At 69.0% G+C, this 24,940-nt stretch carries 19 protein-coding genes and 1 pseudogene; 9 read left to right on the top strand and 11 right to left on the bottom strand.

The window, feature by feature from the left end; genetic code table 11:
• Positions 1-131 precede the first annotated feature (131 nt).
• A complete protein-coding gene (locus ABD848_RS17970) occupies positions 132-347 on the bottom strand; it encodes a peptidase inhibitor family I36 protein (protein WP_344973553.1) in 216 nt (71 codons plus the stop codon).
• Here ABD848_RS17970 and ABD848_RS17965 point away from each other — a divergent pair.
• Complete coding sequence (locus ABD848_RS17965) at positions 346-1,131, top strand: class I SAM-dependent methyltransferase (RefSeq protein ID WP_344973550.1); 786 nt, start codon at positions 346-348, stop codon at positions 1,129-1,131. The genes ABD848_RS17970 and ABD848_RS17965 overlap by 2 nt on opposite strands.
• Before the next feature lie 554 nt (positions 1,132-1,685).
• On the opposite strand, the gene ABD848_RS17960 is transcribed toward ABD848_RS17965, so the two are convergent.
• Together ABD848_RS17960 and ABD848_RS17955 are read right to left on the bottom strand one after the other, a co-directional pair.
• The gene (locus ABD848_RS17960) at positions 1,686-3,368 is read right to left on the bottom strand and encodes an ABC-F family ATP-binding cassette domain-containing protein (protein ID WP_425567597.1); all 1,683 of its coding nucleotides are present in this window, start codon (positions 3,366-3,368) and stop codon (positions 1,686-1,688) included.
• Positions 3,369-3,745: 377 nt separating this feature from the next.
• Positions 3,746-4,504, bottom strand: coding sequence for a TetR/AcrR family transcriptional regulator (locus tag ABD848_RS17955; RefSeq protein ID WP_344973545.1), 759 nt, complete (start codon positions 4,502-4,504; stop codon positions 3,746-3,748).
• Positions 4,505-4,608: 104 nt separating this feature from the next.
• Here ABD848_RS17955 and ABD848_RS17950 point away from each other — a divergent pair, with 104 nt between their 5' ends.
• On the top strand, positions 4,609-5,556 hold the full coding sequence (locus ABD848_RS17950) for an NAD-dependent epimerase/dehydratase family protein (RefSeq protein WP_344973542.1): 948 nt from the start codon (positions 4,609-4,611) through the stop codon (positions 5,554-5,556).
• A 229-nt stretch (positions 5,557-5,785) separates the two neighbouring features.
• Here ABD848_RS17950 and ABD848_RS17945 read toward each other — a convergent pair.
• The 3 genes and pseudogenes from ABD848_RS17945 to ABD848_RS17935 all read right to left on the bottom strand — a co-directional run bounded on the left by ABD848_RS17945 (position 5,786) and on the right by ABD848_RS17935 (position 9,424).
• Positions 5,786-6,256 (bottom strand): annotated as a pseudogene (locus ABD848_RS17945) (DUF6194 family protein).
• Between the two features lie 323 nt (positions 6,257-6,579).
• Positions 6,580-7,947, bottom strand: a complete 1,368-nt coding sequence (locus ABD848_RS17940) for a DUF2637 domain-containing protein (protein WP_344973539.1) — start codon at positions 7,945-7,947, stop codon at positions 6,580-6,582.
• A 136-nt stretch (positions 7,948-8,083) separates the two neighbouring features.
• Complete coding sequence (locus ABD848_RS17935; protein WP_344973536.1) at positions 8,084-9,424, bottom strand: outer membrane protein assembly factor BamB family protein; 1,341 nt, start codon at positions 9,422-9,424, stop codon at positions 8,084-8,086.
• Positions 9,425-9,756: 332 nt separating this feature from the next.
• Here ABD848_RS17935 and ABD848_RS17930 point away from each other — a divergent pair, with 332 nt between their 5' ends.
• The 3 genes from ABD848_RS17930 (at position 9,757) to ABD848_RS17920 (ending at position 12,016) form a co-directional block, all read left to right on the top strand.
• The gene (locus tag ABD848_RS17930; protein ID WP_344973533.1) at positions 9,757-10,518 is read left to right on the top strand and encodes an alpha/beta fold hydrolase; all 762 of its coding nucleotides are present in this window, start codon (positions 9,757-9,759) and stop codon (positions 10,516-10,518) included.
• A 126-nt stretch (positions 10,519-10,644) separates the two neighbouring features.
• On the top strand, positions 10,645-11,487 hold the full coding sequence (locus ABD848_RS17925; protein ID WP_344973530.1) for an NAD(P)H-binding protein: 843 nt from the start codon (positions 10,645-10,647) through the stop codon (positions 11,485-11,487).
• A gap of 28 nt (positions 11,488-11,515) precedes the next feature.
• Positions 11,516-12,016, top strand: a complete 501-nt coding sequence (locus ABD848_RS17920; RefSeq protein WP_344973665.1) for an anthrone oxygenase family protein — start codon at positions 11,516-11,518, stop codon at positions 12,014-12,016.
• Between the two features lie 88 nt (positions 12,017-12,104).
• Here ABD848_RS17920 and ABD848_RS17915 read toward each other — a convergent pair whose 3' ends face one another.
• Complete coding sequence (locus ABD848_RS17915) at positions 12,105-13,499, bottom strand: cytochrome P450 (protein WP_344973527.1); 1,395 nt, start codon at positions 13,497-13,499, stop codon at positions 12,105-12,107.
• Positions 13,500-13,566: 67 nt separating this feature from the next.
• On the opposite strand from ABD848_RS17915, the gene ABD848_RS17910 reads away from it, so the two are divergent.
• The 3 genes from ABD848_RS17910 (at position 13,567) to ABD848_RS17900 (ending at position 20,866) form a co-directional block, all read left to right on the top strand.
• The gene (locus ABD848_RS17910) at positions 13,567-14,208 is read left to right on the top strand and encodes a TetR/AcrR family transcriptional regulator (RefSeq protein ID WP_344973524.1); all 642 of its coding nucleotides are present in this window, start codon (positions 13,567-13,569) and stop codon (positions 14,206-14,208) included.
• Between the two features lie 150 nt (positions 14,209-14,358).
• Positions 14,359-14,715 (top strand): transposase, encoded by a 357-nt coding sequence (locus ABD848_RS17905; RefSeq protein ID WP_459112880.1) that lies wholly within the window; start codon positions 14,359-14,361, stop codon positions 14,713-14,715.
• Positions 14,716-15,412: 697 nt separating this feature from the next.
• A complete protein-coding gene (locus ABD848_RS17900) occupies positions 15,413-20,866 on the top strand; it encodes an ATP-binding protein (protein WP_344973521.1) in 5,454 nt (1,817 codons plus the stop codon).
• A 157-nt stretch (positions 20,867-21,023) separates the two neighbouring features.
• On the opposite strand, the gene ABD848_RS17895 is transcribed toward ABD848_RS17900, so the two are convergent.
• From ABD848_RS17895 to ABD848_RS17885, 3 genes are read right to left on the bottom strand one after another with little or no spacing between them, the layout of a single operon-like run.
• Entirely contained in the window at positions 21,024-21,227 is a 204-nt protein-coding gene (locus tag ABD848_RS17895; protein WP_344973518.1) for a hypothetical protein, read from the bottom strand.
• Positions 21,228-21,269: 42 nt separating this feature from the next.
• Positions 21,270-21,731, bottom strand: coding sequence for a VOC family protein (locus ABD848_RS17890; protein ID WP_344973515.1), 462 nt, complete (start codon positions 21,729-21,731; stop codon positions 21,270-21,272).
• Positions 21,728-22,315, bottom strand: a complete 588-nt coding sequence (locus tag ABD848_RS17885) for a DinB family protein (protein WP_344973512.1) — start codon at positions 22,313-22,315, stop codon at positions 21,728-21,730. Before ABD848_RS17885 ends, ABD848_RS17890 begins: the two co-directional genes overlap by 4 nt.
• Before the next feature lie 62 nt (positions 22,316-22,377).
• On the opposite strand from ABD848_RS17885, the gene ABD848_RS17880 reads away from it, so the two are divergent.
• A complete protein-coding gene (locus ABD848_RS17880) occupies positions 22,378-23,367 on the top strand; it encodes a helix-turn-helix transcriptional regulator (RefSeq protein WP_344973659.1) in 990 nt (329 codons plus the stop codon).
• 519 nt (positions 23,368-23,886) lie between these two features.
• On the opposite strand, the gene pip is transcribed toward ABD848_RS17880, so the two are convergent.
• Complete coding sequence (gene pip / locus ABD848_RS17875; RefSeq protein WP_344973509.1) at positions 23,887-24,852, bottom strand: prolyl aminopeptidase; 966 nt, start codon at positions 24,850-24,852, stop codon at positions 23,887-23,889.
• Positions 24,853-24,940 lie beyond the last annotated feature (88 nt).

Below are 24,940 nucleotides of genomic sequence, written 5' to 3'. Positions count from 1 at the left end.
TGGAGACGGTGCCGTGCACCCGGTCAGGACTACCAGTAGGGCGGCGGCGAGAAGGCGTCGAAACGGCAATGTCATCATTCTTTCAGTGCCCCTGGTGGGGCGCCGCCGTCGACGCTCCACCAGGGTGATAATCAGAGGAATCGAATGGAGCTGGCCACGTTGTCGAAATCGTTGTTGGTCAGGTCGTCGTCCTCGGACCTAGGCCGGGCGTAGTAGCTGAAGCCGCTGTAATTGGCGTGCTCGTACATGTAAATGCCTCGGTAGGTGGTGTTGTTCATCGAACTGATGTTGTCGTTGATTCCGCCGCCGCTGCCGTCTCGGGTGTGCTTGGGGGGCAATGACCCCATGAGCGAGGCAATCGCGGCCCACGGGCACGTGGCGGTCAACCGCCGTTACTGGGATGAGGAGGCCGCCACCTATTTCGGGCCACTGGCCCGCGACCACTGGGCGGCGCCCCATCCGCGCTGGGGCCAGTGGTCGATCCCGGAAGCACAGGCCGCGATGTTTCCCGACGACATCACCGGCCGCGCCGCAATCGAATTGGGGTGCGGCACCGGCTACGTCTCGGCGTGGCTGGCACGCGCCGGCGCCCGCCCGGTCGGCGTCGACGTCTCGCGTAGCCAGCTCGCCACCGCCCGCGCCATGCAGCGCGAGTTCGGCCCGGACTTCCCGCTGCTGCTGGGTGACGCCGAACAGGTGCCCTGCGGCGACGCCAGTTTCGACCTGGTGATCAGCGAGTACGGCGCTTCGTTGTGGTGCGACCCCAACCGGTGGATTCCCGCGGCCGCCCGCCTGCTGCGTCCCGGCGGTCGGCTGGTGTTCCTGCGCCCCTCACCGCTGCTGGCGCTGTGCGAGCCGGGCGAAGGCCAGGCGGGTACGACCCTGCGGCGCGCCCAATTCGGGCTCAAGGCGTTGGATTGGCGGGAAGTCGGTGGGGCGGTGGAGTTCACCCTGGCCCACGGCGACATGTTGCGCCTGCTGCGGGACCAGGGGTTCGTGGTCGAAGACCTCATCGAGCTCCAGGCCCCCGACAACGCCGGCCCCGGATTTTCCACCTCCAGCTCCGCCCAATGGGCGCACAACCGGCCCAGCGAGGAAATCTGGAAAGCTCGGCTCGTCGCCGGGGCGTGACCTTCTTGCTACGGCCCCACCGGAGCCCCGGTCTTAGGGGAGTTCGAGGCGATGGCCGAGGTGGAAAAGACTGGCCGTGGCCCGATGGTTGGGACTCCGTCACGGCTAGCTGGGGGCGACGCATTGGGTGCGGGCGGGCAGCCGGTGGGCCAGCCCCCCTGCTCGATGCGCTTCCAGATCGAGTGCGCCGCGCACGAGGGTGGGGCTGGGTGATCCAGTCGTGCGGGAGGGGCATCGCGGCGTCCTGCTTGGTCCAGATACTCGGGTGTGCTGCTGTGCCGGTGCGGAGCGCGGGGCCGGAGGGGACGCGCGCAGCACGTAGGCCAGTTGCGCGGTAAAGCGTCGAGGGCGTCCATGGTGCGTGACCAGGTTTCCTGGGTATCGGGGCGCTGACGACGAGGCTGCCCTAGGACCCCTAGCCGGTCCGCGGGGCGACAGCGTTTCGATGGGCACTGCCCCTCCCTTTGAGGAGCCGCCGGGAGAAGGCGTAGCTCCTCCTGGCGGCTGGTTTCCCCACGCCCAGATGGAGGGCCGCTGGCTGTCGGCGGCCCCGCTCAGCCGGACTCTTCCTCGACGTGGGTGAAGCGGCGGCCGTCATAGTGCTGGGTGCGCAGGTGCAGCCGGCGGGTGATACGTGTGGTTTCCAGCAGGTCGCGGTTGTGGGTGACCAGGATCAACGTGCCGGCGAAGTTGTCGATGGCGCTGTGCAGTTGGTCGATGGCGGCCAAGTCGAGGTGGTTGGTGGGCTCGTCGAGTACCAGCGTGTTGACGCCGCCGGCCATGAGTAGTGCGAGCCCCGCGCGGGTGTGCTCGCCCGGCGAAAGACTGTCGGCGGGGCGGGCGATGTCTTGGGGCGTGAGATCGAATTTGGCCAGCAGCGCCCGCGCCTGCTGCGAGGGAAGCTTAGTGGCGCGTTCCACCTGCTCCAGCAGCGGTCGGGAGGAACGGAACACGGTGCGGGCCTGGTCCAGGCTGCCGATCACGGTTCCCGCGCCCAGTTCGACCGTTCCCGCCTGGGGCTGGTCCAGCCCCAGCAGCAGCGACACCAGTGTGGTTTTGCCGCTGCCGTTGGCTCCCAGCATCGCGATGCGGTCTCCCCACGTGATATCGAGGTCGACCGGCCCCACCCGCAGGTCACCGCGCTGGGCCCGCAAGCCGCGCAGCCGCGCTGCGATATCGCCACTGCGCGGGGCCTCAGCGATGGCGTAGCGCAACCGCCACCCTTCGGCGGGCTGTTCCACCCGTTCCAACCGCTCCAGACGTTTACTCAACGCCTTGGCCCCCTGGGCCAACCCCTCCGCTTGCTCCCGGTTGCCGTTGCGGATGAACTTGTCGTTGTCGCTGGCCCGGCTCTTGGCGCGCGCCGCGCCTTCGCGAGACCACTGCTGTTTGCGCCGCATCATCTTGGTGATGCGGTCGCGTTCGGCGATGTAGCGCTCGTGGCGCTCGTACTGGTCCTCGCGGCGCCGATGCTGGTTGTCCACGTAGGCGTCCCAGTCGCCGGGATAGTGACTGGCCCGGTGACTGATGTGGTCCAGTTCGACCACGTCGGTGACGGTGCGCCGCAGGAACGAGCGATCGTGGGAGACCATGACGATCCCGGCCGGGCTCGTAGCCGTGAGCGCGTCGAGCTGGTCCTGGGCGGCGAAATCCAAATCGTTGGTGGGCTCGTCGAGTAGCAGGAAGTCGTGCCTGGACAGCAGCAGCGCCGCCAACCGGCACCGAGCCAGCTCACCGCCGCTCATCGTGGCCATAGGCGCCGCCAGCGCCGCCGTTGTCAACCCCACTGACGTGACCACGCTGGCACAGCGCACCTCGAAGTCGCCCGCGCCTAAGGCGGTGAGCCGGTCGAGGGCGCGCTGGTAGGACTCGGCCGCCGCCGCGTCGTCGCTGAGAGCCGCGGCGGTGCGGGCCACCTCCTGTTCGGCGGCGGCGATGCCGCTGCGCCGCGACAGGTAGTCGGCCAGGGTCTCGTCAGGGTGGCCGTCGGACTCTTGGGGGAGGTATCCCACCGTCACATCGCCGGGAACGCGGCGCACCTCGCCGCTGTCGGGGGACTCCCAACCGGCGATGATGCGCAGCAGGGTGGTCTTACCGGCACCGTTACGGCCGACCACCCCCACGCGCTGGCCGGGCGTCACCGTAAAGGACACCTGGTCGAGGGCGAGCAGCGCCCCATAGGACTTGCTGACATGGTCGATCACGACAGCAGGGTGAGGTGAAGCAGGAGAAGCCATCGAAAACTGAGAACCTCGGACATGTCGACTGGGCGCCGGAGCCACGCTCGACGGCACCACACAGGCACGGACCGGTCTCAGTTACGCACGGCACGGAATCTAACAGCCGCCCGTGGCCGGGTTCAACGGATTTTCCGACCGTCGCGGTGGACCCGCTGAGGGCAAGGCGCCGAGGCCACCGGTGGCCACGTGGCGACTGAGACCTGCTCTTAACCGCGTTTGACTGCCTGAGCGGAAAAGGAGCTACGTGGTTTTCTTCCCCGCGCTCAGCGCCGCGCCGGTAGTACGCCTCGTGGGGCGGGTCGCGATCCGCGCTCCGCTTGGCCTGACAGCCAAGACCCGGCGTCTTCGCGTGTGTGCTCGGCAGCGCCCGCTCCTCAGTCCAGGCCGAAGATGTCGGCCAGGGTGTCGACCTCGACCTCGAACAGTGCCCGCGGGTTGTGGCCCATCTGCTCGAACTGGCCGCTGACCTCCAGACTGACCGCACCGTGGCCGCGGGTCCACGCCAGCACCGCTCCGGCCATCGCCTGCCCCGCCGCCTCGGGGGTCTGGGCCGTAGGGGCGTGGCCGCGCACCCACGTGGCCAGGTCGGGATCGTCGCGCACCCACGCCGTCATCGACGCCACGAGTGCCGCCACGGCGGGCTGCGGGTCGGCATGCTCGAAGACCGCGACGAAGGGGCCCAGCGCGGCGCGGGCGCGCGCCAATGTGTCCGGTGGGGCGCTGTAGCCGGGCAGCGGAGAGCCGGCGATCAGCAGGTAGCGGTGGGGGTGGTCGAGGACCCACGCGCGGTAGCACCTGGCCAGCGTGTACAGCAGGTTACGCGGCGAGGGGTGGGGCTCGGCGGGCACGGCGGCGTTGAGCGCGGCGGCCATGTCGTCGTAGGCGTCCCGGATCAGAGCGCTGACCAGGTCGTCACGGTTGGCGAAGTAGCGGTACAGCGCCGGACCGGACAGCCCCAGTTCTTTGGCGATGCGGGTCAGCGCGATGGAGGGCAGGCCGCCTTCGGCCAGTTGCCGCAGTGCGACCTGCTTGATCTCGGTGCGGGTCTGTTCCCGATAGCGGGCGCGGGGGCCGGCGCTGGTGGCCACAGTGACCTTCCTTTCGGTGACCGCCGAGGGCTCGACGGAGACCAACGATTGCAATCAACCATAGCAACAGTTATGGTGAATAACAGTTGCAATGACCCATAACCACATGGGTGTGCCTCACCCGTGCCCCATCGCCAAGGAGTGCCCCTATGTCTGCCGCCCCCGCCCCCCACGTCGTCCTGGGCGCCGGAGCCGCCGGAACCGCGCTGGCCGCCGAACTCATCCGCCGTGGACACCATGTCCACCTGGTCAACCGCTCAGGCACCGGACCCGCTATCGAGGGCGTTCACCGTTACGCCGCCGACGTCAACGATGTCGAGCAGGTCCGCTCCCTCGTCGCCGGCGCCGAGGTCGTCTACCACTGCGTCAACGTGGCCTACCACGAGCACGTCAAGCTGCTGCCCGGCATCCAGGAGTCGATCCTGGCCGCGGCCGAGGCCGAAGCTACGCGCCTGGTCGTGCTCGACAACCTCTACCCCTATGGCGAGACCGGCGAGGCGATCATCACCGAAGACACCCCGTGGCGAGCCACCACCGACAAGGGCAGCATGCGCGCCCGGCTCGACGAGAACTACCTGAGCGCCCATCGGGAAGGCCGCGCCCGGGTGGTCATCGGGCGCGCGGCCGACTTCATCGGCCCCGGTGTCGTCGGTTCCTCCCTCGGCGGGGCGGTGTTCCCGGCCGCGCTCACCGGCGGGCAGGTCGTGGCGCTGGGTAACATCGACCTCCCCCACAGCTACAGTTTCATCGGCGACGTCGCCGCCGGCCTGGCCACCTTGGGCGAGCACCCCGAGGCCGACGGCGAAGTCTGGCATCTGCCCACCGCCGCGGCCCCCACCACGCGCCACGTCCACACCATGATCGAGCGCCGGCTGGGCCAGCCGCTCGACGTCGTCGCCTTGTCAGCGGCCCAGTCGTTCGGCTCCTTCGACGCAACCGTGGCAGAGGCCTATGCCGAGATGTTCTACCAGCACACCCAGCCCCAGATCATGGACTCCACCGCCTTCGAGACCACCTTCGGCCTCCAGCCCACGCCCACGGGCGCGGCCGTGGCCGAAACCCTCGACTGGTACCGCGCCTGGCTGGGCATGAGCTGAGCCGGCCCCGCGCCCGAGCGGGACGTGGCCGCCCAGGGGAAAGTCACCCCCTCTCCCCTGGTGGGCCACAGGCGTGAAGCTCGGGTGGGAGCCACGCCGTTTCCGGCGTGGCTCCCACCCGAGCGCCGCCAGCGCCGCGTCATCGGCGAAGGCGCAGTCCTCGGCGGGCGGCCACCACGGGGGCGAGGAGGCGATGGTCGTCGCGCTCACCGGTTCTAGCCGCCGTGGATCAGGGGCGGGGCCGGTGGCGTTCAACGGCCCGGGCGTGGGCCGTACGCAACAGCGAGCGAGCCTGTTCAGCGGTCGCCGTGGCGGGGTTGAGGATGCCCACCCAGCCGTAGGTGGCATAGGCCGGGTTGGGAAGAACCTGGTCAAGAGCGGTGTAGTCGAAGCGCGTGGCGTGCTCGGGGTGTTCGGCGGGCGGCTAGCCGAGAAGTTCGTGGAAGACGGTGCGGCCCACGCCGATGTTGAGCCGGAACACGCCGGCACGGTCGAGATTCGAGGCGGTGTCGAATCCCTCGTAGTCGCTGACGACGAGCGTGGCGAACGGCATCTGGCGCCGGGAAGGCGTGCCGTCAGGGGCATAGTAGAAGAACGAGTCGCCCCAAGCCATTTCTGGTGCCCCATCGTCGGCGCTGGCGGTGATCTTTACGACCCCGGCCATAGCTGTCGCGAAGGAGATGATGTCGTCCTCGGTCAACGGTGAGCCTTCCCCTTTGGCTGTGGAAGCGGTCTGTGCCGGGAATTCCCACCGTCAAGTTTCTCATTGAGGTGCTTAGTGGGACTTTTTCGCGCCAACGGTGGCAGCTTCCCAGGTGCGTCGCGGACACCCCTCACCCCCGGCTTTCAACGATGCGGGGCGTGGCTCTGTCCATGGGGGGCAGCGCTGACTGCTGGGCGGGCAGCGGCCCGCTCACTCGGCGGCACGGGGACTATCGCAGGCAGGGCCGAGACAGCGTGGAAAAGGAGTGGGCCTGGCGCGTTCCTCGTGCACGGCAGGCGAGGTTGGATCGGTGCTCGTGGTCACCGGCGACGGGCGGTGCCCTCCGGTGCCGTGGTCTCGGTGGCTGCGGCTGAGATGCCGTTGCGGATGTCGCTGCGGTAGCGGCGCGCGGTGCGGGGGGCGACCCCGATCTCGGCGGCGATCTCCTCGTCGGTGATGTCGGGGACCCCCACGAGCAGTTGCCGCACGCGCTGGCGCTTCTCTTCTGGGCTCATCTGGCGGCTGCGGCCGGTGGAACGCCGCTGGGGCGGCTCGGCCGGGGAAGGGTCGGGCTCGGCCGGCGCGCTTGGCTCTTCGGCGGGAGAGGACGGGGTGAGGGGCTGGTGCGGCTCGGCAGCAGACGTGACAGTGTCGTCGGCTGCGGGGGCCTCGCTGGCGGGGGGCAGCGTCACCGGTTCGGCGTGCCCGTTGGCGGTGGCGCGCCGGTGGAGCGGTTCAGCGTGGTCACGGGGAGCGGCCTCGGGTTGTGGCGCCGAGGGAACCGGTTCGGTCGGTGCCGGCGCGACGGCGGCAGCGGCCGAGTCCGCCGTGTCGGACAGCGCCGCGGAGCTTTGGCCAGTGGAGGTGCCGGCCTCGGCCGCAGTCATCGCCACCCGCTCGGCGGTCATGGCACGGGTTAACGCGAAGGCGGTGTCGAGGTCGTATCCGTTGTCGAGCATCCACTTCAAGTGGCGGGGGGTGGCTCTTCGCCATCTGCTGCCGTACTGTTCGCGCAGCATGGCGTAGGCCAACTGGCGGCGCTGCTCGCGCACCAGCGCCTCCGGGTAGGAGGTGATGCCCCAGCCGAGCATGAGTCGGGCCACCTTCAAGGTGGAGAAGGGGTGGGCGATCCAGCGGCCGGCCGGGATGCGGTCGGGGCTGTAGCCGTGCGCCAGCCCCGCCAAGTGGCGCACCCAGGCTGCCACCCCTTCGGCGATGAGGATGATGACCACCGGCGGTCCGGCATGGCCAAGGTAGGAGGCGGTGGTCTCCTCACCCTGGGAGACGTTGAGGATGATGGTGATCGCGCTCAGCCCGTAGGCCGCCCACCGGTTGAGGGGGTGGCGCCGGCCCTGCCACTCCATGAGCAAATCCATGGCCAGGAAGTAAACGATGACCGCGTCGATGCCCACGGGGAAAAGGAACCGCAGGTCGCCGCCGTTGATCACGGTCAGTTCGGTGTCGGCCAGCCAGGTCGCCGAGGCATACAGCGCCGCGTAGCTCATGGTGAAGGCCACCGTGATCAGCGCCAGCGCCGCCAGGGCGATCACGATGGTGGCGATCCCGTAACCGGCGTGCAGTTTGCGTTGGAGAGGGCCGCGCCGCACCGACGTGCGTAAGCCCCAGATCGCCAGAGCCACCACGACCAGGGCCGCTGCCGCGATACCCCACCACGGCACTGTCATCATTTCACCCACCATGCCCGTATCTCCCGATCTGTGCGATTCGCCCGACACGCCCGATTGAGTGTGCCAGACCCAACGCCATCTCCGGGGGCCTCACCCGCACCGCCAGAGACACGGCGGGCGATGGTGGAAGGGAGCGCTAGCCAGTCGTGGCGTGAACACTCACTTCGCCGCCGCTGCTGACCAGGCCGACGTAGGCATTGACACGGAAAGGCGCCACCCCGGGCGCGTCTTCGACGGTCGCGCCGGTGCGGGCGTCGAGCACCACCGGCCCGTTGTCGGCCTCGGCGTAGATCAAACCGTCGGCCACCGCCGTGACCCGCCCACCCCAGGCTTGCGGCATGTGGGCGGCGATCGGTTCTCCCGTACCTTCGGGGATACGCCACCGCGTCTGGCCGGTGACGCTGTCCAACGCCAGCACGCTTCCCTTATCGCTACAGACGATGACGGTGGCGCCGTCGTAGCGGCAGCGCATCCAGTCGGCGATGCCGGTGTCGTAGGTGTGGGTGGTGCTGCCTGTGGCGATGTCGACCAGTCGGGCCGCGGTTGAGCCGGAGCCGGCCTCGTGAGAGACCCGCAGCCAGGGGCCGGCGGATTCGGCGGTGAGCCACGTGTGGCTGCGAGGGGCGCTCCAGCGCTGTTCGCCCTCGCCCACGGTCAGCCCCACCAGGCTGCGCTGGTCGTCCTCAGGGGCGATCGCGGTGGCGGCGACGGTGTCGCCGAACACACCCATCGTCCAGGTGTCCTCCCGGCTCCAGGCGAGGGCGGGTTCGGTGAGGTCAACGGCGTGGGTGGTGGCCACGGCCTCGGGGTGGCCCACATTGACCATGGCGGTGTCGCCGGTGGCGCCGGCGATATCCAGGTAGGCGCCGCCGGCGGCGTCAGGCAGGTCGATGCGCAGGCGCCACATGACCTCGCCGGTGTCGGCCTGGGCAGCGATCAGCTCGACTTCGCGGTCGGCGTCCTCGGCGACGGGAAAAGCCGTTAAGACGGCCGGTTGGCCGTCGATGTGGGTCAGCAGGGGCGAATCCACCGCCTCGGCCATGTCCTCCAGCGAGGTCGTGCTGGTGTCGGGGGACACCGGCGGCAGCGTCGCCGTGGGTGAGACGTCGAAGTCCCCCCAGGTGGCCGCGGACTCGGGCTCGATGTGCCCGCTCACCTCCCCGGTGCTCATGTCGATGATCTTCACTTCGGTGGTTGTGGCGACGTAGGCACGCTGCTCGAACAGGGCAACCGGAGGGGTGGGCGCTGCCGTGGGGACGGGCAACGTGAACCGGGCCGGGGAGGTGAAGGTTTGGGGTTGGGGGTGGCTTTCCAACGCCACGCTCCTCGGGTCGGCGAGCTCGGCAGGGGTGGCCTCGGTTGACGACGCCGTATCGGTGCTGCCGGAGGTGCCCACGCTGTTGCTACAGCCGGTCGCGGCCGGCACCGCTACACCAACGGCAACCACGAGGCCCCAGAACCGCATCAAAGAACGCATGCTGCCCACCACCTGCCGATGAAACCCCAATGAAATATCCGGAGATTGTTCCTTGGAGCAGCAAGGAATAGCAAGAAAATCTTCTTATCGAATCAGCATCCATACTTAGAGAAAAAGGTTTTTGTCGGAATCGCGGGAAAACACCTGCGGGGAACCACCAGGGCCCCGACCTCGCCTCACAACCCCGCGCGGTAAACCTTCAGCAGCCTCGCCGCAACGAAACGTGCACGGAAGTAAGGTCGTGGCTGCACCGCTGCGACCGACACGACGACCTTTTAGAGTCGAGACCACAAGCTGCCAGGAGCGCGCCAACAATGCGGGAGCAAGAACGGATGAGACCACTCGCGGGATCACTCACGGTGCTGACCATGCTGGCCGTCACGGCCTGCGGGGCCTTGGGCACCGCCGAGACCGGTGAGGTGATCGACGCCGCAGGGCAGCGCCAATGGGTGAGCTGCACCGGAGAGGAAACACCCGCCGTGGTGCTGGTCCACGGCATCGGCGACCGCGCCAATTCCAGCTACTGGCGCGCCACCCAGCAGGAACTGGCCGGAAAACACCGCACCTGCCGCTACGATCGCCCCGGCACGGGCAACAGCCCCGCACCCAGCCGGTCGGGCCGCGACGGCCAAGACCTGGCGGCCGAACTGGACACGGTCGTCAACCGCGCCGACGCCGACGATCCCGTCATCGTGGTGGCCCACTCCTTTGGCGGCTACCCCGCGCTGGTGTATGCCCAGCACCACCGCGACCGGGTCGCGGGCCTGGTGCTGGTGGAGGCGGTCGAGCCCGACTACGGCCTCAGAGCCGGCGTCGGAGTCGACCACTGGGACGAGGTCGGCCAAGCAGACGAAGACCTCGACCTGGCCGCCGTGCAGCGCCAAGCCCGCCAGGTCGACTCTTTGGAGGACCTGCCTTTGACGGTGCTTCGCCGAGGCCAGGGCGCCTCCCCCCAGTGGAAGCAGGCCCAGGAGTCGCTGACGCACCTGTCCTCGGCTAGTGTGCTGCGCGTGGCACAACAGGCCGGCCACGAGGTGCCGGCCGAGGAGCCTGAAGCTGTCAGCGCGGCCATCGCCGCTCTGCCCAGCCCCTAAACCACCGTGCGCCACCCCGCCGGCCCGCACGCAAGACAGCCGCTCACCCCCAGGTGAGAGCATTGAACATACATCTGATCTTCTCACCGATGGCCCGTCTCAACAGTGATCGGTTGACTGGGGGACATGACACAGACTGACAGCCATGACCAGGAAATCACGCTGGTGCTGGGCGGCACCGGCAAGACTGGCCGCCGGGTGGCCGAGCGGCTGCGCGCCCAGGGCCGGCAGGTGCGTATCGGCTCGCGTTCGGCCGAGCCGCCGTTTGAGTGGCAGGACCGCTCCACCTGGGGCCCGGTCCTCGACGGAGTCACCTCCGCCTACGTGGCCTACTCCCCCGACGCCGGTTTCCCCGGCGCCGCGGAGACGATCCAGGCCTTCGCCGAGCAGGCCGCCCAAGCTGGCGTGCGCCATCTGGTGATGCTGACCGGCCGCGGCGAGAAAGAGGCCCAGCGCAGCGAGGAGATGCTGCGCCAGGCCGGCACCGAGTGGACCATCGTGCGGGCCAGCTTCTTCGCGCAGAACTTCAGCGAAGACTTCCTCAACGACCTAGTGCGCGGCGGCGTGGTCGCCTTCCCCGCCGGTGACGTGGCCGAGCCCTTCATCGACGCCGAAGACATCGCCGACGTCGCGGTGGCAGCCCTCACCGAAGAGGGCCACACCGGCCAGACCTACGAGATCACCGGCCCGCGGTCGCTGACCTTCGCCGAAGCGGTGGCCCAGGTCGCCGAAGCCTCGGGGCGCCAGGTGCACTACCAGCCGATCTCCATCGACGAGTTCGCCGCAGCCATGACCGAGCACGGCGCGCCGCCGGAGTTCGTCAACCCGCTGTGCGAGCTGTTCACCGAGATCCTCGACGGCCGCAACGCCACCCCCACCGACGGGGTGCAGCGCGCGCTGGGCCGCGCCCCGCGCGACTTCGCCGACTACGCCCGCGCCGCCGCCGCCAGCGGCGCCTGGGACGACTAAGACGCACGAAGGGACATATCCCGTGCAGATGCTGCGCGGTGGCGTCCTCGTGATCGCCACGCTGGCCACGGCCCTCATCGCGGGACTGTTCTATGCGTTCTCGGTGTGCGTCATGCCGGGACTGGCCGCCGTCGATGACCGGGCCTTCATCGACGCCATGCAACAGATCAACATCGCGGTGCTCAACCCGTGGTTCCTGCTGCCCTTCTGTGGAGCGCCACTGGCGATCCTCGCCGCCGGTGCGCTCCACCTCGGCCCCGGCCGGCGCCGCGCACTGGTGTGGATCGCCGCCGCGTTCGTGTGCTACGTCGTGGCGTTCATGGTCACCGGCACCACCAACGTTCCACTCAACGACGCCCTGGCCGCGGCCGGAGCGCCGGCCGAGCTCGCCGACCCGGCGGCAGTGCGCCAGCGCTTCGAAGCCGACTGGACGATGTGGAACACGGTACGCGCGGTCGCGGCCACAGCAGCGCTGGGGTGTTTGTCCTGGGCACTGGTGCTCTCGGGACGCTACGCCGCCTCTCAGTGAGCCACGGCCCACCCACCCCGACACCGCAGCGGTCGGCGCAGGGGGACGCGCCGACCGCTGCGGTGCTCGCGCTGGAGCGCGGTCCCGGTCACCGCCGCGGAGAGGGCTCAGGGTGGGCTACGACGGGCACGTCGCGGGCCGGCGCCAAGGTGACGTGGCGCAGGCTGGGTTTTTCCGGTGCGGCATCGCCGGCCGGACGCAGCCGCACCCGCGTCAAGACTTCGGGGAGGACGGCGCTCATCTCCAACAGGGCGAACTGTGCGCCCAAGCATTGGCGCCGCCCACCCCCAAAGGGCATCCAGGCGTTCGGCTCGACCTCGTCGGTGAGGAAACGCTCGGGGCGAAACTCCTCAGGCTGGGGGAACAGCGCTGCGGAAGCGTGGGTGAGCAGCGGCGCCGGCGATACCCACCACCCCCGCGGGACACGGTAGCCGCCCAGGGAGAGGGGCTCGCTGAGCACACGCGGCATGTCGCCCACGATCGGGCGCGTGCGCAGCGTCTCCTTGGCCAGCGCCGTCAGGTAGGCCGCGTCGCCGGCGACAGCGGCCTGGCGGGCGCGCTCCTCGACCTCGGGATTGTGCATGAGTCGTTCGAAGCACCAGGCCAGCGCGGTGGCGGTGGTCTCGTGACCGGCCAACAGCAAGGTGATGAGCGCGTCGCGCAGCTCCTCGTCGTTCAGGGCCGTTCCGTCGCCATCGCGGGCGCTGAGCAGGGTGGAGAGGATGTCGGTGCGCTCGGTGGCGGCGCTGTCACGGCGCTGGGCGATCTCGTCGTAGATGATGGCGTCGGTGGCCCGGCGCAGCGTCGCGAATCGGGCATTGGGGGTGGCGGGGGTGCGGGTGAGCAGCGGATCGAGCCGACGCCACAGCCATGGTGGCGTCAGGAACATCAGGGTGTCGAGGGACTCGGTGGCCGCCAGCAGGCGGGGCAGCAGATGGGTCAGGCGTCGCAGTCGCTCGCTGTCGGTGACGCCGAAGACCACGCGCAGGATCACCTCCAAGGTGATGGCCTGGAAGCGGGGGCGCAGCGTGACGGGGCGGCCAGTGGGCCAGCGCTCGACCTGCTGAGCGGCGATCGTCGCGATCGGCGCGCGGTAGCCCTGGACGTGTTTGCCGTGGAAGGCCGAGCCCAGCATCTTACGCTGGCGCATCCAGTCCTGACCGTCGAGTGTGAGCAGCGAGTGCGCCCCCACGAGGGGTTCAAGGAAGTCGGCGCGGGCCTGACCGGCGTGGCCAATGTCGCGGTCAGTGGAAAAGACCCGATGGGCCAGCTCGGGGTCGGCGACCATCACCATGCCCGGGCTGCCCAGCATCTTGATGGTGAAGATCGGACCGTAGCGGCGCTGGCAGTCGTGCAGGAAGCCGATCGGGTCGCGCATGAACATCAGGGCTTGTACCGGTTGGGGAGCGCGCGGCCCCGGAGGTGCCGTGGCGGGGGCCTCGGGTGGCTGTGTAGGGGGGCCAGCCTCGCTGTAGGTGGACATATCCGCCTTCCCACATTCTCTAACAATTGTTAGTAACAAATGTTAGTGGCAGTTTAGACTTGCGTCCATGGACCAACGGGAACGGCTCATCGACGCGGCGATCCAGTGCCTACAGCAACGCGGCTACGCGCGTACCACCACACGCGACATCGTGGCGGCGGCGGGCGTGCATCTGCCGGCCGTCAACTACTACTTCGGCTCCAAGGAAGAGCTACTCAAAGCCGCGATCACCAAGGCGCTGCGCAGTTGGACCGAGTCGGTCATCTCCGCCACTCACGGCACGACCGCCCTAGGCGCGCGTGAGGCGCTACGCGAGACGATGACCACCTTCCTGAACTCGCTGGAAGACAACCGCGACTTCGTCATCGCCGGCGTGGAAGCTTTCGCCCAAGCCCCCCGCGGCGAGGACCTGGGCGCGCACCTAGCCGCGGAATACCGCAAGGCCCGCGAGGCCACCGCCGCCCGCATCACCGCGACCGCCGAGACCACCCCCGGCCTCGTCCTGGAGGCCGACGACGTGCACGGTCTCGCCTCGGTGCTCCTGGCACTGTTCGACGGGCTGGCCCTGCAATGGCTACTGGCACCCGACCAGGTGCCCCACGCCGACCAGGTGGTGCGCGCGCTGGGCCTGCTGGGCACCACCGTGGCCGCCCCCGGGGCAGACGCCCCGGCCGCGGCAGGTACCACCAGGCCAGGACCATATGGATAACGTCGCTTCGGGAGCTTCCTGCTACCCCCGTGGCAAGACGAGGCGACAGGTAGGGGCGCCGCTCCCCTAGCCGGCTCAAGCGGAAGGGTCTGCGGAGCGAGATCGAGGCCCTGCCGCCAGGCCCACCCTCTTTCGCCGGTCCTGACCTCGATGCCCGGTATCGGGGCCAGGACCGGCGCCGGTATCCTCATCGAGGTCGGCGACGGTTCGGCGTTTGCCACCGCCGGCCACCTGGCCTCCTATGCCGGACTGGCCCCACCACCCGCTCCTCGGGAGCCTCGATCAGGGGAGAGGCCCGGCAACAAACAGCTCAAACGCGCGTTCTTCCTGGCGGCGTTCGCTTCGCTGGCCCATCCGCCCTCGCGGTCCTACTACGACCGCAAGATCGCCCAGGGCAAACGCCATGGCCAAGCGCTGCTGTGCCTGGCCAGACGACGCTGCGACGTGCTGTTCGCGATGCTACGCGACGGCACCTTCTACCACCCCCAAACCCCACAAGCGGCGTGACAAACCCATAGAAGCACCCCCCGGGGGGCGTGGGGCTGGGTAGGGCTCTTGCTGGAGGAGAGTGCGCGGGGTTTCCCGTCGCTCGTGCTTCGATCGCTTCGCGATCTCGGCAGCCTGGGGTGGGCTATGGCTGGGGTGGGACGAGCACCGCACGAAGTGGGCTGGGGTCGAGGTGGGGGGCTTGACGCTTTTCGGGACGTCCGCCGCCACCGTTATCGCAACAACCGCTGCCCACCGCCGCGTCCCCCACACCGGCGCCACCGCGCGTTGGGGTGGCGCCGGTGTGTTTCTCGTCGCGGTGTCACCGCACCTCGGAGCAATGCTGCCTCACCCCAGCCGGGGGCCGTCCCCGTCGCCTGCCACCCGCCCGCAGCCACAGCGCCCCCTTAAGGCTGCTGAGATCGCGAAGCGATCGAGGCACGAGCCAACGGCAAGCCCTCCCACCCCAGGCAAGCGACAGACCCCCACTTACGACCCTCGGCTTGACAAACCCATAGAAACACCCCCCATGCTGTGGCTGATCTCGCTTTGGTGGGATGCAGAGGGCCGGGTTTTTGGTCATTCTCCACAACTGGAGCCGCCCTGTGTTCACTGTCTCCGACATGGCGCCGCTCGCCGGGAGATGGAAAGGTGAACACAGCCGAGACCACCGTGTCGCGGCACGCACATCGTTGGTCTATAGAAGGGGCTCCGTCGGTTGTTCAGTCGTATCGCCATCGTCAACCGTGGAGAAGCCGCCATGCGGCTCATCCACGCAGTACGGGATGTCGCCGCGGAGACCGGGACCCGGATCGAAACCGTCGCCCTCCACACCGACGTCGACCGCATGGCCGCCTTCGTCCGTGAAGCGGACCTGGCCTACGACCTCGGTCCCGCCTCCGCGCGCCCCTACCTCGACCTGAAAGCGCTGGAGCGCGCCCTGGTGGAGACCGAGGCCGACGCCGCGTGGGTCGGCTGGGGCTTCGTCGCAGAAGACCCGGCGTTTGCCGAGCTGTGCGAAAAGCTCGGAGTCACCTTCATCGGCCCCAGCGCTGAAGCCATGCGCAGGCTCGGCGACAAAATCGGAGCAAAACTGCTCGCCGAAGAAGTCGGCGTCCCGGTCGCACCGTGGAGCCGCGGCGCCGTCGAAACCCTCGACGAGACCCTGGCCACGGCAACCCGAATCGGCTATCCGCTGATGCTCAAAGCAACCGCGGGCGGTGGGGGACGCGGCATCCGCGTGATCACCAACGAGACCGAACTAGCCGAGGCCTACGAACGCACCAGCCAAGAAGCCGCACGAGCCTTCGGCAGCGGCGTGGTGTTCCTCGAACGTCTGGTCACCGGCGCCCGCCACGTCGAAGTCCAAGTGATCGCCGACGGCCAAGGCACCGCCTGGGCGCTGGGCGTGCGTGACTGCTCGGTACAGCGACGCAACCAAAAGATCATCGAAGAATCCGCCTCGCCCCTGCTCAGCCCCACCCAGACAGCCGAACTCAAAGCCTCAGCCGAACGGCTCGCCATCGCGGTCGGTTACCGCGGAGCGGCCACCGTCGAATTCCTCTACCACCCCGACGACAAACTGTTCGCGTTCCTAGAGGTCAACACCCGCCTACAGGTCGAACACCCGATCACCGAAGCCACCACCGGCTTCGACCTGGTCAAAGCGCAACTGCACGTGGCCTCCGGCGGCAGGCTCGACGGCGAACCGCCCGCCGAACGCGGACACGCCATCGAGGCCCGCCTCAACGCCGAAGACCCCGACCGCGACTTCGCCCCTTCCCCGGGCCGCATCGCGCGGCTGAACCTGCCCGCCGGCCCCGGCGTACGCGTCGACACCGGCGTCAGCGAAGGCGACACCATCCCCACCGACTTCGACTCGATGATCGCGAAGGTCATCGCCTACGGCCGCGACCGCGACGAGGCCCTCGGCAGGCTCCGCCGAGCGATGGCACAAACCACCGTCATCATCGAAGGCGGCGCAACCAACAAGAGCTTCATCCTCGACCTCCTCAACCAACCCGAGGTGATCGAGGCCAGCGCCGACACCGGCTGGATCGACCGGGTCCGCGGCCAAGGCCGACTCGTCTCCCACCGCCACTCCGCCATCGCGCTAGCGGCAGCCGCCATCGACGCCTACGAGGAAGAAGAACACGTCGAACGCCAACGGCTGCTATCCACAGCCTTCGGCGGACGCCCCCAGGTGCAACACGAAAGCGGCCGACCCCTCGACCTCAAACTCCGCGGCATCAGCTACCGCGTGCGCGCCGCACGGATCGGTCCCCACCGCTTCCGCGTGGGCATCGAAGCCGGAACCGACATCCGCACCGCCGACGTCGAACTCGACCGCTTCGACGAACACACCGGCCAGATCATCGTCAACGGCACCCGATACCGCCTCCTCACCGACACCCACGGCCCCACCCACCTCGTCGAGGTCGAAGGCGTCACCCACCGGGTCAGCCGCGACGAGGGCGGCGTCTTGCGCTCCCCCGTGCCCGCCCTGGTCGTGGCCACGCCCCTGGAGATCGGCGCCGAAGTGGAAGCGGGCGCGCCGGTCCTGGTGCTGGAGAGCATGAAGATGGAGACGGTGCTGCGGGCACCGTTCAAGGCGCGACTGAAAGAATGCGCCGTGTCCGTGGGCAGCCAGGTGGCCACCGGCGCCCCCCTGCTACGGCTCGAGCCTCTCGCCGAAGCCGAAGACACCTCAGCCACCGAAACCGTCGAACTGGAGCTGCCCACCGCCACCGAGGAGGCTCCGGCCCACGAGCGGCTCACCCGCGGCCAAGAAGACCTCCACAGCCTCCTGTTGGGCTTCGACGTCGACCCCCACGACGAACTGCGCGCACTCGACGACTACATCGCCGCGCGCCACACCGCCACCGACAACGGCCACCGGCCGCTAGCCGAGGAACTCCAACTCGTCGACGTCTTCGCCGACCTCGCCGAACTGAGCCGCAACCGGCCCTCCGGCGACGACAGCGGCAGCGACGACCACGTGCACAGCGCCCGCGAATACTTCCACACCTACCTGCAAAGCCTCGACGTCGACCGGGCCGGGCTGCCCGAAGCGTTCCAAACCAAACTCGCCAAAGCACTCAGCCACTACGGGGTCACCGACCTGGAACGCTCCCCCGAACTCGAATCCGCGGTGTTTCGGATCTTCCTCGCCCAACAACGCGCCGCTGCCGACGCCACCGTCGTCACGACATTGCTGCGCACCTGGCTACGGGAATCCCCGCCCGACGAGACGCTGCGCGAACCCGCCGGCCTCGCCCTAGAGCGCCTAGTAGCCGCCACGCAGGTCCGCTTCCCCGCGATCGCCGACCTCGCACGCGGCGTGGTCTTCGCCTGGTTCGGCCAGCCGCTGCTGCGCCGCAACCGCGCCCGCGTCTACGCCGAAGTCCGCAAGCACCTGCGCTACCTGGATGCCCACCCCGACGCACCCGACCGCGCCGACCGCATCGCCGCGATGGTGCGCAGCACCGAACCGCTAGTGCGACTGCTGGGCCAGCGGCTTACGCGCGCCGACCTCGACAACTCGGTCATGCTGGAAGTACTGACCCGGCGCTACTACGGCAACAAGGAAATCACCGCCGTACGCACCAGCGACGTCGCCGGCTGCACCTTCGTGGTCGCCCAACGCGTCGACTCGTGCGTGGCCTCCGCCGCAGTGAGCTTCGACGACCTGGGCAACGCGCTAGAGGGACTCGCGCGGCTGGCCGGCAACGAAGCCGCCGTCGACGCCGACATCTACCTCGCCTGGGAGAATCAGCCCCAGGACTTCGACGCGATGGCGGCTGCCCTCCATGAGGTCGTCACCGCCCGCCCGCTGCCCAGCCAGGTCCGCAGGCTCACCACCACCGTCGCGGGCTGCGACGGCGCGGTCATGCACCACCACTTCACGTTCTACCCCTCAGCCACCGGTATGGCCGAGCACCGGCTCATCCGCGGCCTGCACCCCTACATCGCGCAGCGGATGCAGTTGGAGCGGCTGAACAAGTTCGACCTCACCCGACTGCCCTCCGCAGATGAGGAGGTCTACCTCTTCCAATGCGTGGCGCGGGACAACCCCTCCGACGAGCGCCTCGCCGCCTTCGCGCAGGTACGCGACCTGACCGAGTTGCGCGAGCACGACGGCAGGCTGGTGGCGCTGCCCACCGCCGAGGACACCGTCGCCGCCTGCCTCGACTCGATCCGCCGCGCACAGGCGCGACGACCGGCGAAGAAACGCTTCAACACCAACCGGATCGTGATCTACGTCTGGCCGCCCAGCAACCTCACACGCGCAGAGCTGGAAATGCTCGCCGAGCGCGTGCTGCCGACAACCGCGGGCGCCGGCCTGGAGGAGATCCTGTTCATCGCGCGCCAGCGCAACCACGAGACCGGTGAACTGACCAAGATCGCCGTACGCATCTCCTTCGACGCCACCGGCGGCACCAAACTCACCGTCGGCGAACCCTCCGACGAGCCGATCGAGCCTCTCGACGACTACCGCCAGAAGGTGCTGCGCGCGAGCAGCCGCAACACGGTCTACCCCTACGAGCTGACCAACCTGCTCGGCGACTTCGTCGAATACGACCTCGACGACCACCACGCCCTCACACCGGTCGACCGGCCTAAAGGCAACAACACCGCGGCGATCGTCGCGGGCGTGATCACCACACCCACGCAGCAACACCCCCACGGCGTCACCCGCGTGGTCCTGCTCGGCGACCCGACGAAGTCGCTGGGCGCACTGTCGGAGCCGGAGTGCCGCCGCGTCATCGCGGCGCTGGACTTGGCCGAGCAGATGCACGTACCCCTGGAGTGGTACGCACTGTCGGCCGGTGCCCGAATCTCCATGGACTCGGGCACCGAGAACATGGACTGGGTGGCCGCTGCACTCAAACGGATCGTCGAGTTCACCCAGGACGGCGGCGAGATCAACATCGTGGTCGCCGGCATCAACGTCGGCGCGCAACCCTACTGGAACGCCGAAGCGACGATGCTCATGCACACCAAGGGCATCCTGGTGATGACACCGGACTCGGCGATGGTGCTCACCGGTAAACAGTCCCTCGACTTCTCCGGTGGCGTCTCGGCCGAGGACAACTTCGGCATCGGCGGCTACGAGCGGGTGATGGGCCCCAACGGGCAGGCCCAGTACTGGGCGCCGAACCTGACCACCGCGCGCGACATCCTCATGGCGCACTACGACCACACCTACATCGCCCCCCAAGAGGAAACACCGCGACGGGCGACGACCACCGACCCCGTCGACCGCGACATCTGCGACTTCCCCCACGACGCGCCGGGCAGCGACTTCACCACCGTCGGCGAAATCTTCTCCGACGCGACCAACCCGGAGCGCAAGAAACCGTTCGACATCCGCACGGTGATGCGGGCGGTCGCCGACCAGGACCACCCGGTACTGGAACGCTGGGCCGGCATGGCTGACGCGGAAACCGCAGCGGTGCAAGACGTACATCTCAACGGTATGCCCGTGTGCCTGCTCGGCATCGAGTCACGACCGGTGTCGCGGCGCGGCTTCCCACCCACGGACGGCCCCGACACCTACACCGCGGGCACGCTGTTCCCGCGCTCGTCGAAGAAGGCCGCACGGGCGATCAACGCGGCCAGCGGCAACCGGCCGCTGGTGGTACTGGCGAACCTGTCGGGCTTCGACGGCTCACCGGAGTCGATGCGCAAGCTGCAACTGGAATACGGTGCCGAAATCGGCCGCGCGATCGTGAACTTTAGCGGGCCCATCGTGTTCTGCGTGATCTCGCGGTACCACGGCGGCGCGTTCGTCGTGTTCTCCAAGGCGCTGAACCCGAACATGACCGTGCTCGCACTGGAAGGCTCGTTCGCCTCGGTGCTCGGCGGCGCTCCGGCCGCCGCGGTGGTGTTCTCCGGCGACGTCAACGCCCGCACCGCAGCCGACCCGCGGGTGCAAGACCTGGAGGCCCGTTGCGCGGCCGCCTCCGGTGCCGACCGTGCCGCGTTGACCGCAGAACTCGACGAGCTGCGACTGTCGGTGCGCGCCGAGAAGCTCAGCGAGGTGGCCACGGAGTTCGACCGCATCCACAACATCGAGCGCGCGGTCGAGGTCGGCTCGGTCGACGCCGTCATCGGCGCCGCGGAACTGCGCCCCCGCATCATCGAAGCCATCGAGTCCCGCATGAGCTGATCGCACCTTGAGCGCTTGCGGGCAGCGAGGCGGCTACGATCAGCCCCTCGCCTCGCATGCGCGGCTCAACGTAGACAACGTCAGCGGCAGCGTGCACCCCAGCCGGGTGTGCACGCTGCCGGTGCTCGTGCCTCCACCCCCGAAAAGACGCCCTGAGCTACGACCGTGCCGATGCCCCGGGCAGCACGTGGGGAATCCGCCACAGTTTGCCTTCATGGTTGCTGACGTAGATCTGGCCGTTGTCGGTGTCCAGCCCGACGCCGCTGGAGTGGCCAAGACCAGTAGCCACAACGCGCTGCATGCCGTCAGCCAGGTTGACCTCGTACAAGCGTCCCCTGACATGGTCGGTGACGTAGGCCATGCCCGTCTCCCACCCAGCGCGCCGGCGGCGGATGAACGGCCGTCAATCCAGGCAGAACTCGTTGCCCTCAGGGTCGGCCATCACGATTGAGCCGGCGCTTAGCGGGGGCGCGGGCTCGTAGCGACGCAGCCGCTTGGCTCCCAGCGCGACGAGCCGGTCGCACTCGACCTCCAGCGCCGCCATCCGTTCCGCGCCCCGCAACCCGGGAGCCGCACGGACGTCGAGGTGGACCCGGTTCTTGACGACTTTGTCCTCGGGCGCCTGCTGGAAGAACAACCGTGGACCGTGCCCGTGCGGGTCCTCGACGGCCGATCTCATGTTGCGCTGCTCGTGCGCTACGCCGATGCGCGCGAGGAAGTCGTCCCAGGCGGCCAGCGGGTCGGCCCCTTCCGGTAGGTCGACGCCGGGCGGGCCAGGGTGGACATAGCCCAATACCTCGCGCCAAAAGGACGACAGCGCCCGCGGATCGTGGGCGTCGAAGGTGACCTGTATGTGGCGGCTCACCGGAGTGCTCCGTTCGTCGCCGATGTCGTGTGCAGGTAGAGGTCGCGCAGCAGGCAGACCTCGGAAAGGTGGTGGATCAGCTCGCGGTGGATGTGCAGCACCAGATCTGCCATGGGTGCCTCAGGGAAGGGCTCCGTCGCGCCGGCCGGCTCCCACAGCCCGGCCTCGCCCAGGCCGCGCACCCCGGCCAGCCAGACGTCGAGTTGGGTTTGGAGCTGGTCGAGCGCGGTGGCTGCGCTGGCGGCGTAGTCCCAGGTCTCATAGGAGGCCGCCGGCGCGCCGAAGTGCGCGGCGTTGCGCATGGCGAGTACGCCGACGATGAGGTGCCCGAGGCGCCAGGCGATTGTGGTGAAGGGTGCCGGCACCGGTTCGGGGAAGGCGTAATCGATCGTGAGGTCGCTGGCGCCGACCTGCATCGGCGCTGTCGAGGTGCCGCGGGGCCGCACACTCCAGGCGTTGGGTACCGGCGACCAGAAGTACTCGTCGTCGGTGAGGCCGTCGAGTCGGGCGCGGAGTTGATGATTCCAGTGGAACTCCCACTGCTCGCGCAGCGTCTGGTTCCAGGTGAGCGTGGTTGTGTCCATGGCGTCACTCTGACACCTCTAGCGGACAGGAGCGGTCCGCTATTGTGGGCAGGATGAGCGGCATGGGCGGGGCGCGGGGTGATGAGCGGGGCACCACGGAGCGGGTGCTCACCCTGCTCGGGCTGTTGCAGCAGCGCCATCTGTGGACCGGTCCCGAGCTCGCCGAGCGGCTCGGGGTCACGCCGCGCACGGTACGCCGCGATGTCGAGCGGCTGCGCACATTGGGCTATCCGGTGCACGCCGGTCAGGGGGTCGGTGGCGGCTACCAGCTCGGTGCGGGCCGGGAGCTGCCGCCGCTGTTGCTCGACGACGAGGAGGCGATCGCCACCTTAGTCTCGCTGCTGGCCGGGGCGGGGGGCGGTGTCGCCGGGGCGGGCGAGGCCGCTCTGCGGGCGCTGACCAAGCTCGACCGGGTGCTGCCCGCCCGGTTGCGCCACGAGGTGGGGGCGCTCGCGGGGGCGGTGGAGTCCTTCGGCGGAGGCCGCACGCCGGTCGACCCCGAGGTGCTCATGCGGCTGGCCCGAGCCTGCCGCGACGAGGTCGAGGCCGGCTTCGACTACCCCTCCGGCGGCCAGGTGCGACGGCGGCGGGTCGAACCCTACCGCCTGGTCGCCTCCGATCGACGCTGGTACCTCCTCGCCTACGACCTCGACCGCGACGACTGGCGCAGCTTCCGCCTCGACCGCATGACCGAGGTGTCGGCACGGACCTGGCGCTTCCGCCCGCGTGCGGCGCCCGACGCGGCGACCTACGTGCAGGAGGGAGTGGCCAGCCGGGTCTACTCCCACCAGGCGCGCTTTTTGGTGCACGCATCGGCCGAGACGGTGCGCGCGCAGTTACCGGCTTCGGCGGCAGTCGTACGACGGCGAGACAGCGAAAGGTGCGAGGTGCTCAGTGGCGCCGAGAACCTCGACTTCGTGCTCATGCACGTGCTGCTGCTGGGCCATGACTTCGAGGTACTCGATCCTCCCGAGCTCGTCGAGCGCTGTCGTGTGTTGGCGCAGCGGCTGCTGTCAGCCCAGCCTCGAAGGTGGCAGGAGGTCCAACGCTAAGCGTTGGAGGTTGTCCGCGAACATTACCGGGTTCTCTCCTGAAAGGCCCGCTGCTGCGGGGGGTCGGCCGCTCCCCCGAATCTCCGCTTTAATTTCGTTTTGTTTGTAACGTTAATCTCAAACAAAAAACATTATGACCACACGAAAAAGGCCTCAAAAGCACCGTAATCCTGGCCTCCGATAAGGTTCACTTATCGGAGGCCAGGCGGTGGGCGGGGTGCCCCACCCCCACACAGGGGGCCGAGAACCGTTGCAACGCAATTCCGTGCCTGGTCACCGAGTCGATGGGGCGGCGCGGCGACATGGAGGGACACAGCCTGCCGGGGATCGCCCATACCGAAGCACCAGACGTCGAGGGTTGGACCGTGTGTCCTTCGACCAGCGGCAGCGGCGCGCACACAACGAGCACGCGCTCGCCGGGAACGGTCCTCGCGTGCTCGCCACTCCTTGGCCTCGGCGACAGCGCTTCGCCCGCCCCCGCCCGCCGCGGCCTCGGGCCGGCACCGGCGGCGGGGGCGGCTAGTCGCCGCGTTCGGCGAAGGCCGCGATCGCCTCCACGATCCCGGTCAGCATCGCGGGACTGCCGATGTGTCCGGCGTCCTCGATCACCTGCAACCGTGCCTGCGGCCACGCCGCGGCCAGCTCCCAGGCTGTGGCCAGCGGACTGGCCAGGTCCAGTCGGCCGTGGATCAGCACCCCGGCGATCCCGGTCAGCCGGTGGGCGTCGCGCAGGAGCTGCCTGTCGTCGAGCCAGGCGTGGTGGATGAAGTAGTGCGCGCAGATCCGGGCGAACGCCAGCATCGCGGCGTTGGGCTGCTCGCTGTAGGGGGCCGGGTGGCGCCGGGGCTCGTGGGCGATGACGGCGTCCTCCCAGGCGCACCAGTGCCGCGCCGCCTTGGTCCGGGCCTGCTCATCGGGGCTGTTGAGCATCCGGTCGTAGCCGGCCACGAGGTCGCCGTCGCGCTCGGCGCGGGGCAGCGCGTCGCGGAATGCCTCCCACGCGCCTGGGAGGAAGCGGGCGACACCGCGGTAGAGCCAGTCGATCTCCTCGGGGCGGGTCATGGTGACGCCGGCGATGACGATCCCGCTGACGCGTTCGGGGTAGCGCTGGGCATAGGCCAGGATCAGGGTCGAGCCCCACGAGCGGCCGTAGAGCAGCCAGCGTTGGACGCCCAGGTGCTCGCGCAGCCGCTCCATGTCGGCGATGAGGTACTCGGTGGTGTTGTGGGCCATACTCGTGGCCGGGTCGGAGGCGTGGGGCTGGCTGTGGCCGCAGCCGCGCTGGTCGAACAGCACGATCCGGTAGAGACGAGGGTCGAACAATCGGCGACTCTCGCGGTGCCCCCCGTTGCCCGGGCCGCCGTGCACGCACAGCGCCGCCTGCCCGCGCGGGTTACCGCTGGTCTCCCAGTAGACCCGGTGGCCGTGACCGACGTCGAGGAGGCCATGGGCGTAGGGCTCGATCGCGGGAAACAGTTGAACCACGGCGCTCTCCTGACCGACGGTGGGGGAAACGACCCTCAAGGTGTAGCAGCCATCGAAGCCGACGCGCACCGGCGCCCCCGCCCCGGGC

It is taken from the genome of Salinactinospora qingdaonensis, assembly GCF_039539445.1.
GTDB classification, from domain to species: Bacteria; Actinomycetota; Actinomycetes; order Streptosporangiales; family Streptosporangiaceae; genus Salinactinospora; species Salinactinospora qingdaonensis.
Note: the sequence above shows the minus strand (reverse complement) of the source record. Positions and strands in the feature narration are given on the sequence as shown.